10 protein-coding genes are annotated in these 8,558 nt (G+C 73.4%); 8 read left to right on the top strand and 2 right to left on the bottom strand.

Features of this window, described 5'->3' with window-relative positions; genetic code table 11:
• Positions 1–454, top strand: a 454-nt coding sequence (locus EEJ42_RS37385; RefSeq protein ID WP_148082163.1) for a PP2C family protein-serine/threonine phosphatase, incomplete at its 5' end; no start/stop codon positions are given.
• A 57-nt stretch (positions 455–511) separates the two neighbouring features.
• Positions 512–1,744 carry a radical SAM family heme chaperone HemW gene (gene hemW / locus EEJ42_RS37380; RefSeq protein ID WP_123106633.1) on the top strand — a complete coding sequence of 411 codons (1,233 nt, stop codon included), beginning with the start codon at positions 512–514 and terminating at the stop codon, positions 1,742–1,744.
• Positions 1,745–1,752: 8 nt separating this feature from the next.
• On the opposite strand, the gene EEJ42_RS37375 is transcribed toward hemW, so the two are convergent.
• Together EEJ42_RS37375 and EEJ42_RS37370 are read right to left on the bottom strand one after the other, a co-directional pair.
• The gene (locus EEJ42_RS37375; RefSeq protein ID WP_123106632.1) at positions 1,753–2,574 is read right to left on the bottom strand and encodes a DUF3097 domain-containing protein; all 822 of its coding nucleotides are present in this window, start codon (positions 2,572–2,574) and stop codon (positions 1,753–1,755) included.
• Positions 2,575–2,597: 23 nt separating this feature from the next.
• The gene (locus EEJ42_RS37370) at positions 2,598–3,320 is read right to left on the bottom strand and encodes an MBL fold metallo-hydrolase (RefSeq protein WP_123106631.1); all 723 of its coding nucleotides are present in this window, start codon (positions 3,318–3,320) and stop codon (positions 2,598–2,600) included.
• Positions 3,321–3,495: 175 nt separating this feature from the next.
• Here EEJ42_RS37370 and hrcA point away from each other — a divergent pair, with 175 nt between their 5' ends.
• From hrcA to EEJ42_RS37340, 6 genes are all read left to right on the top strand, one after another.
• Entirely contained in the window at positions 3,496–4,512 is a 1,017-nt protein-coding gene (gene hrcA, locus EEJ42_RS37365; protein WP_123106630.1) for a heat-inducible transcriptional repressor HrcA, read from the top strand.
• Positions 4,513–5,646, top strand: coding sequence for a molecular chaperone DnaJ (dnaJ, locus tag EEJ42_RS37360; protein ID WP_123106629.1), 1,134 nt, complete (start codon positions 4,513–4,515; stop codon positions 5,644–5,646). It abuts the gene before it with no gap.
• A gap of 177 nt (positions 5,647–5,823) precedes the next feature.
• Positions 5,824–6,912, top strand: a complete 1,089-nt coding sequence (locus tag EEJ42_RS37355) for a nitronate monooxygenase (protein ID WP_123106628.1) — start codon at positions 5,824–5,826, stop codon at positions 6,910–6,912.
• Positions 6,909–7,652, top strand: a complete 744-nt coding sequence (locus EEJ42_RS37350) for a 16S rRNA (uracil(1498)-N(3))-methyltransferase (protein WP_123106627.1) — start codon at positions 6,909–6,911, stop codon at positions 7,650–7,652. Before EEJ42_RS37355 ends, EEJ42_RS37350 begins: the two co-directional genes overlap by 4 nt.
• A 74-nt stretch (positions 7,653–7,726) precedes the next feature.
• Positions 7,727–8,281, top strand: a complete 555-nt coding sequence (locus tag EEJ42_RS37345; protein ID WP_246097617.1) for a hypothetical protein — start codon at positions 7,727–7,729, stop codon at positions 8,279–8,281.
• A gap of 21 nt (positions 8,282–8,302) precedes the next feature.
• Positions 8,303–8,558, top strand: a 256-nt coding sequence (locus EEJ42_RS37340) for a tetratricopeptide repeat protein (RefSeq protein WP_148082162.1), incomplete at its 3' end; no start/stop codon positions are given.

Raw genomic sequence — 8,558 nt, 5'->3', positions numbered from 1 at the left:
CGGCGCGGGCCTGCCGCCGGGCGGCGGCCCGGCGCGGTTCCTCTCGCTGCTGTACGGGGAGCTGGTGCCGCTCGGGCCGGGCAGCGAGGGTGGGGTGCGGTGCACGCTGGCCAGCGCGGGCCATCCGCTGCCGCTGGTCCTCCAGCCCGATGGAACGGTTCGGACGGTCGCCGTGCCGCAGATACTCCTCGGCGTGGTGGAGGAGGCCGCGTACGAGAGTGAAACGTTCGATCTGGGGCCCGGCGAGACCCTGCTGTGCGTGACGGACGGGGTGACGGAGCACCGCTCCGGCACCCGCCAGTTCGACGACGAGGACGGCCTGGCGTCGGTGCTCGCGGGCTGCGCGGGGCTCAGCGCCCGGGAGGTCGCGGAGCGCGTGCGGCGGGCGGTCGACGAGTTCGCGGTGGAGCCGCCGGACGACGACCTGGCGATGCTGGTGCTCAGAGCGCTGTAGAAGCGGCGCCCCGCGGGAGGGGCGGGGCGCCCCGCGGGATGGCGGACAATGGGGCGTATGCCTTCCGTACTGCCCGACGGCGACCCCATGCCCCAGGACGGCGCGCTGCCCCCCGGCGCGCTGGCCGGGGCGGCGGGACGGCCGCTGGGGTTCTATCTGCACGTGCCCTACTGCGCCACCCGCTGCGGGTACTGCGACTTCAACACGTACACCGCCGCCGAGCTGCGCGGATCCGGCGGGGCGCTCGCCTCCCGGGACAATTACGCCGAGCAGGTCGCGGAGGAGGTGCGGCTCGCGCGGAAGGTGCTGGGGGACGATCCGCGGCCGGTCGAGACCGTGTTCGTCGGCGGCGGCACGCCGACCCTGCTGGCGGCCGCGGACCTCGGGCGGATGCTCGGGGCCATCCGCGACGAGTTCGGGCTGGCGGACGGGGCCGAGATCACGACCGAGGCCAATCCGGAGTCGGTCGATCCGCGGTATCTGGAGGCGCTGCGGGAGGCCGGGTTCAACCGGGTGTCGTTCGGGATGCAGAGCGCCCGGCAGCACGTCCTGAGGGTGCTGGACCGCACCCATACCCCCGGCCGCCCCGAAGCCTGCGTCGCGGAGGCCCGGGCCGCCGGGTTCGATCATGTGAACCTGGACCTGATCTACGGAACCCCCGGCGAGAGCGACGACGACTGGCGGGCCTCCCTGGAGGCGGCGCTCGGCGCGGGCCCGGACCATGTGTCGGCGTACGCGCTGATCGTCGAGGAGGGCACCCAGCTGGCCCGCCGCATCCGGCGCGGCGAGGTGCCGATGACCGACGACGACGCCCACGCGGACCGGTACCTGATCGCCGAGGAGATGCTGTCGGCGGCCGGGTTCGCCTGGTACGAGGTCTCCAACTGGGCGACCACGCCCGAGGGCCGGTGCCGCCACAACGAGCTGTACTGGCGCGGCGCCGACTGGTGGGGCGCGGGCCCCGGCGCCCACAGCCACGTCGGCGGGGTGCGCTGGTGGAACGTCAAGCACCCCGGGGCGTACGCCCAGGCGCTCGGCGAGGGCCGCTCACCGGGCGCCGGGCGGGAGCTGCTGTCCGACGAGGAGCGCCGGGTCGAGCGGATCCTGCTGGAGCTGCGGCTGTCCGAGGGGTGCCCGCTCACGCTGCTGCGCCCGGCCGGCGCGGCGGCCGCGGCGCGGGCGCTGGAGGACGGCCTGCTGGAGCCGGAGCCCTACGGGCAGGGCCGGGCCGTGCTCACCCTCAAGGGGCGCCTGCTGGCCGACGCGGTGGTGCGGGACCTGGTGGACTGAAGCCGCGGTCAGGGCGCCGTGACGAAGTCGATCAATTCCTCGACCCGCCCCAGCAGCTCCGGGCGCAGGTCCTTGTAGGAGTGGACCGCGGACAGGATCCGCTGCCACGCCGCGCCCGTGTTCTCCGGCCACCCCAGGGCGCGGCAGACGCCTGTCTTCCAGTCCTGGCCGCGCGGCACCGTCGGCCAGGCCGGAATGCCGAGCGAGGACGGCTTCACGGCCTCCCACACGTCGATGAAGGGGTGCCCGACGACCAGGACGCTCTCGTCGGTGATCTGCTCGGCGATGCGGGACTCCTTGGACCCGGCCACCAGGTGGTCCACCAGCACGCCGAGCCGGGCGTCCGGTCCGGGCGAGAAGTCGCGCACGATGGCGGGCAGGTCGTCGACCCCCGCCAGGTACTCCACGACGACGCCCTCGATGCGCAGGTCGTCGCCCCAGACCCGCTCCACCAGCTCCGCGTCGTGGCGGCCCTCCACGTAGATGCGCCCGGCGCGGGCGACCCGTGCGCGGGCACCGGGGACGGCGAGCGAACCGGAGGCCGTGCGCTGCGGCGCGCTCGGGGCCGCCGCGCGCGGGCGTACGAGCGTCACGACGCGGCCCTCCAGGAGGAAGCCGCGCGGCTCCATGGGGAAGACGCGGTGCTTGCCGAAGCGGTCCTCCAGGGTGACCGTCGGCCCCTGCGCGGTCTTCTCGCAGCGGATCACGGCACCGCAGAACCCCGTGGTGACCTCCTCGACCACCAGGTCCGGGTCCGCGGGGACCTCGGGGGCGGGCTGCTGCCGCTTCCAGGGCGGGGTCAGATCCGAGTCGTACTGTCGGCTGCGCATCCGGATGACGATAGCGCGGCGGGTTAACGGGACACGCCGAAGCGCGCGGCCAGTTCGTCGCGTTGGTCACGTACGAAGGCCGCGTCCACGACCGATCCGTGGCCCGGTACGTACCGCGCGTCCTCGCCGCCGAGGGCGATCAGCCGGTCGAGGGCGGCGGGCCAGTGGACGGGGATCGCGTCGGGCCCGGCCTGGGGCGTGCCCGACTCCTCGACCAGATCGCCGCAGAAGACCACCTCCGGCCCTCCCGGGACCAGAACGGCCAGGTCATGGGCGGTGTGTCCGGGGCCCACGTTCGCCAGCAGCACGGACCGCCCACCCAGGTCGAGGGTGACCTCCCCGGAGACCGCGTGATGCGGCGGTACGAGGTGATCGGCGGCCTCGGCGGCGGCATCGGGGGCCACCCCGTGCCGTACCGCGTCCTCGCGCAGCGCGTCCCGGTCGCGGCGCAGCACCCCCTCCAGCCCGGTGGCTCCGTATACTTCGCAGCCCGCGAAGGCGGCCGTGCCCAGGACATGGTCGAAGTGCGGATGGGTGAGCGCGATCCGGGTCGGCCGGCGGCCGGTCAGCCGGGTGATCTCGGCCCGCAGCGCCGCGCCCTCGCGCAGCGACGAGCCGGTGTCCACCACGAGGACGTCCGTATCACCGACGACCACGCCGACCGTGCAGTCCCAGTCCGGCAGCCGGCGGCGGGCGACATCGGGCGCGAGCTGTTCCCACCCGGCCTCTTCCCAACACGTCTCCATACCGAGACGCTAGCTCCAACAGCGATAGCGTGACGTGTGGCCGGGCACCGGCGGGGGGCGGCTCTTGCCGTGGCCACCGCACCCCGCCGTACACTGGCTGAGGGGTTCTGGCACTCGTGACCACTGAGTGCCAGAGGGACGACCTGATGACACGGCTGGACTGGAGGTGCGCGGGGTGCTCAGCGAACGCAGACTCGAAGTGCTGCGTGCCATTGTCCAGGACTACGTGGGCACCGAGGAGCCGGTCGGCTCCAAGGCGCTCACCGAGCGGCACCGGCTGGGGGTCTCCCCGGCCACGGTGCGCAACGACATGGCGGCGCTGGAGGACGAGGGCTTCATCGCCCAGCCGCACACCAGCGCCGGGCGCATCCCCACGGACAAGGGCTACCGGCTCTTCGTGGACAGGCTGGCCGGAGTGAAGCCGCTGTCCGCTCCGGAGCGGCGCGCCATCCAGAACTTCCTCGACAGCGCCGTCGACCTCGACGACGTGGTGGGGCGCACCGTCCGGCTGCTGGCGCAGCTGACCCGGCAGGTCGCTGTGGTGCAGTATCCGTCGCTGACCCGTTCGACGGTGCGGCACGTGGAGCTGCTGCCGCTGGCCGTGGCCCGGGTGATGCTGGTGCTGATCACCGACACCGGGCGGGTCGAGCAGCGCATGGTGGACTGCCCGGCTCCGATCAGCGACGACTCGCTGGCGGACCTGCGGGCCCGGCTCAACAGCCGGGTCGTGGGGCGGCGGTTCGCGGATGTGCCGCAATTGGTGCAGGATCTTCCGGAGTCCTTCGAGCAGGAGGACCGGGGGACGGTCTCGACCGTGCTGGCGACGTTGCTCGAAACGCTTGTCGAGGAGACCGAAGAGCGGCTGATGATCGGCGGCACCGCGAACCTCACGCGTTTCGTGCATGATTTCCCCCTGACGATCCGGCCCGTGCTGGAGGCACTTGAGGAGCAGGTCGTCCTCCTCAAGCTGCTCGGCGAGGCCAAAGACTCGGGTATGACCGTGCGCATCGGGCATGAGAATGCTCACGAGGGGCTGAATTCCACCTCGGTCGTCGCGGTCGGCTACGGTTCGGGCGACGAAGCCGTCGCCAAACTCGGCGTGGTCGGACCGACCCGCATGGACTACCCCGGAACGATGGGAGCGGTACGCGCAGTGGCACGTTACGTCGGACAGATCCTGGCGGAGTCGTAAGTGGCGACGGACTACTACGCAGTCCTGGGCGTGCAGCGCGATGCCTCGCAGGACGAGATCAAGAAGGCATTCCGCCGGCTCGCACGCGAGCTGCACCCGGACGTGAACCCGGATCCGAAGACCCAGGAGCGGTTCAAGGAGATCAACGCCGCTTACGAGGTGTTGTCGGACCCGCAGAAGAAGCAGGTCTACGACCTGGGCGGGGACCCGTCGGGTTCGGCCGCGGGCGGCGGCGCCGGTGGCTTCGGCGCGGGCTTCGGCAACTTCTCCGACATCATGGACGCCTTCTTCGGCACCGCCTCGCAGCGCGGACCGCGGTCCCGGACGCGGCGCGGCCAGGACGCCATGATCCGCCTCGACGTGGAGCTGAACGAGGCCGCGTTCGGCACCACCAAGGACATCCAGGTCGACACCGCGGTGGTGTGCACGACCTGTAGCGGTGAGGGCGCGGCGCCGGGCACCTCGGCGCAGACGTGTGACATGTGCCGCGGCCGCGGTGAGGTCTCGCAGGTGACGCGGTCCTTCCTGGGCCAGGTCATGACCTCGCGGCCGTGCCCGCAGTGCCAGGGCTTCGGCACCGTGGTGCCGACCCCGTGCCCGGAGTGCGCGGGCGACGGGCGGATCCGCTCGCGGCGCACGCTGACGGTGAAGATCCCGGCCGGTGTGGACAACGGCACCCGCATCCAGCTCGCGGGCGAGGGCGAGGTCGGCCCGGGCGGCGGCCCGGCGGGCGACCTGTACGTGGAGATCCACGAGGTCCCGCACCCCGTCTTCCAGCGGCGCGGCGACGACATGCACTGCACGGTGACGATCCCGATGACCGCGGCGGCCCTCGGCACCAAGGTGCCGCTGGAGACGCTGGACGGCCTGGAGGAGATCGACATCCGGCCCGGCACCCAGTCCGGCCAGTCGGTCCCGCTGCACCAGCGCGGCGTCACCCATCTGCGCGGCGGCGGCCGGGGCGACCTGATCGTCCACGTCGAGGTGACGACCCCGACCAAGCTCGACCCGGAGCAGGAGGAGCTGCTGCGGCGGCTGTCCAAGCTGCGCGGCGAGGAGCGCCCGACCGGGGAGTTCAAGCCGGGGCAGCAGGGCCTGTTCTCGCGCCTGAAGGACGCGTTCAACGGACGGTAGGCGTCCGGCCGGGGGTCCGGGGGGTGTCCCCCGGGAGATGCGGCCAAGCCGGGGCAGCAGGGCCTGTTCTCGCGCCTGAAGGACGCGTTCAACGGACGGTAGGCGCCGCGGGTGAGCGCCTTCGGCGGACGCTGATCCGGTGACGGATCGCCGCGGGGGACATGGCACCATGTGCCCATGTCCTCCGCGCTGACCGATCTCGCCCGGTACCCGATCGTGCAGGCTCCGATGGCGGGCGGGGCCTCCTGCCCGCAGCTCGCCGCCGCCGTCATCGAGGCCGGGGGCCTCGGCTTCCTCGCCGCCGGTTACAAGACGCCGGAGGCGATGTACGAGGAGATCAAGCAGCTGCGCGGGCTGACCGGCCGCCCCTTCGGCGTCAACCTGTTCATGCCGCAGGCTCCCAGTGACCCGGCCGCCGTCGCGGTCTACGCCGACCGCATCGCGGGTGAGGCGTCCCGGTACCAGACCGCGCTCGGGGATCCCGAGTCCGGCTCCGACGACGCGTACGACGCCAAGCTGGCGATCCTGCTGAACGACCCGGTCCCGGTGGTCTCGTTCACCTTCGGCTGCCCCACCCGCGCCGTGCTGGACGCGTTCGCCCGGGTGGGCACCCGGACCATCGTCACCGTGACCTCGCCGGTGGAGGCGGAGACCGCCCAGTGGGCGGGGGCCGACGCCGTCTGCGTGCAGGGCGTGGAGGCCGGTGGCCACCAGGGCGGCTTCCGCAACGACCCGGCCGACGACGCCCCCGGCGCCGTGCTCGGGCTGCTGTCGCTGGTCGCGCTGGTGCGCGAGACCGTGCAGATCCCGATCATCGCGGCGGGCGGGCTGATGCGCGGCTCGCAGATCGCCGCGGTGCTGGCCGCGGGCGCGGCTGCGGGGCAGCTGGGCACCGCGTTCCTGGTGTGCCCCGAGTCGGGGGCGAACGGCCTGCACAAGGCGGCCATGACCGATCCGCTGTTCGGCCGGACCGAGCTGACCCGGGCGTTCTCCGGCCGCCCGGCCCGCGGTCTGGTCAACCGGTTCATCCGCGACCACGGCCCCTACGCCCCGGCCGCCTACCCCCAGCTCCACCACCTCACCTCCGGGCTGCGCAAGGCGGCGGCCAAGGAGGGCGACCCGCAGGGCATGGCGCTGTGGGCCGGGCAGGGGCACCGGCTGGCGCGCGAACTGCCCGCCGCGCGGCTGGTGGAGACCCTGGCCGTCGAGCTGAACGCGGCGGGGTCCGCGTACGGGTTGCAGGACCCGCGAGGCGTGGTGTCGTGACCGCCCCGGTGTTCGTGGCCGACTCCCTCGCGGGAGCGGCCACCGGGGCCCGTATCGCGCTGGAGGGCCCCGAGGGGCGGCACGCGGTGGCGGTGAAGCGGCTGCGGGTCGGCGAGGCGGTGATCCTCACGGACGGCGCCGGTACGGGCGTCTCGGGCACCGTGGCGGCCGTCGAGGGCAAGGACCGGCTGCTGGTCGAGGTCGATGACGTACGCCACGAGGCGGCGCCGAGCCCGCGGATCACCGTCGTCCAGGCGCTGCCCAAGGGCGACCGCGGCGAGGTGGCCGTGGAGACCATGACCGAGACGGGCGTCGACGCGATCGTCCCGTGGACGGCCGCCCGCTGCATCACCCAGTGGAAGGGCGAGCGCGGGCAGAAGGCGCTCGGCAAGTGGCGGTCGACCGCGCGCGAGGCGGGCAAGCAGTCCCGTCGGCTGACCTTCCCCGAGGTCGCGGACGCGATGACGACCAAGGAGGTTGCTCGACTTCTCGCCGATGCCGACCTCGCGGCCGTGCTCCACGAGGAGGGCAGCGACCCCCTGGCGACGGCTCAACTGCCCCAGGAGGGCCATATCGTCCTCGTCGTGGGACCCGAAGGGGGCGTCTCGCCGGAGGAGTTGGCGGCCTTCGCCGCGGCGGGCGCACGGCCGTACCGGCTGGGCCCGAGCGTCCTGCGCACCTCTACGGCGGGAACGGCCGCCGCCGCGCTCCTGTTGGGGCGCACCGGCCGCTGGGGCTGACCCTTTCGCGGGGAGCCGCGAGGTGGCCGACGATGGTCTTCCGGTTCGCCGTGCGTGATGGGAACCTGACCCCTATGGGGGTATTGAGCCATCATGTACGGCATGGACGGCCGCTGCTGGCGGCCGTGGCCGCGGTCGCCGCGGCCGTCGCGGTGACGGGGTGTGAGCCGAGGGACGGCGGGGTCACCGCGATCGCCGTCTCGATCACCACGGACAAGGTCTCCACCTCCGCCCTGGAGCGGGGCGGCATCGGGGTGCGCTGGCTGACCTGCAACGCGGATCTGAAGACCGGCCCCACCGCCGGGGCCTCGGCCTCCCGCGCCGGTGACTCGGGCACGACGGACGCCTCCGTGAACTGCCGGGGCAGGACCGAGGACGACAAGGCCATCGGGATCCGCGGCAAGGTCACCTATGTGCGGGAGAACCACTGCGTGCGCGGCGATCTGACCGGCACGGTCGAGGGCCACAAGGTCTTCCGGGCCGATGTGATCGGCGAGTGCGACGGCGGCGACGCCACCGAGAGCCCCACGGCGGAGCGCACCCACCCCTGGGACGAGGCCACCACCTCCCACCCGGAGGCCACCACCTCTCACCCGTGGGACGAGAGGACCACCGCACCCGGGAAATAGCGTCCGCATAAGCTGTGGGCCATGTCGGACGAGTCACAGCTGATCCAGAGCCTGCGCACGGCCGTCGCCGCCGCCCCGGACGACGTACCCCTGCGGCTGCACCTGGCGGGGCTGTTGCTGGACGGCGGGCGCGGACAGGAGGCGATATCCGAGGTCGCGGCGGCACTTCAGCGCGACCCCGGGAACGCCGAGGCGCAGGCCCTGATGGCGCGCGCCGTGGCGCCCCCGGCCCCGCCCGCCGCTCCGGCCCCCGCCGCTCCAGCCCCCGCCGCTCCGG

The sequence above is a fragment of the Streptomyces botrytidirepellens genome (genome assembly GCF_003721215.1).
Taxonomy (GTDB): domain Bacteria; phylum Actinomycetota; class Actinomycetes; order Streptomycetales; family Streptomycetaceae; genus Streptomyces; species Streptomyces himastatinicus.
Note: the sequence above shows the minus strand (reverse complement) of the source record. Positions and strands in the feature narration are given on the sequence as shown.

Excerpts from the sequence above, each read along its gene's own strand:
- EEJ42_RS37345 (WP_246097617.1), top strand. The coding sequence starts at position 7,727 with ATGGGGGTATTGAGCCATCATGTACGGCATGGACGGCCGCTGCTGGCG.
- EEJ42_RS37375 (WP_123106632.1), bottom strand. The coding sequence starts at position 2,574 with ATGCGCAGCCGACAGTACGACTCGGATCTGACCCCGCCCTGGAAGCGG.
- EEJ42_RS37370 (WP_123106631.1), bottom strand. The coding sequence starts at position 3,320 with ATGGAGACGTGTTGGGAAGAGGCCGGGTGGGAACAGCTCGCGCCCGAT.
- hemW (WP_123106633.1), top strand. The coding sequence starts at position 512 with ATGCCTTCCGTACTGCCCGACGGCGACCCCATGCCCCAGGACGGCGCG.
- EEJ42_RS37355 (WP_123106628.1), top strand. The coding sequence starts at position 5,824 with ATGTCCTCCGCGCTGACCGATCTCGCCCGGTACCCGATCGTGCAGGCT.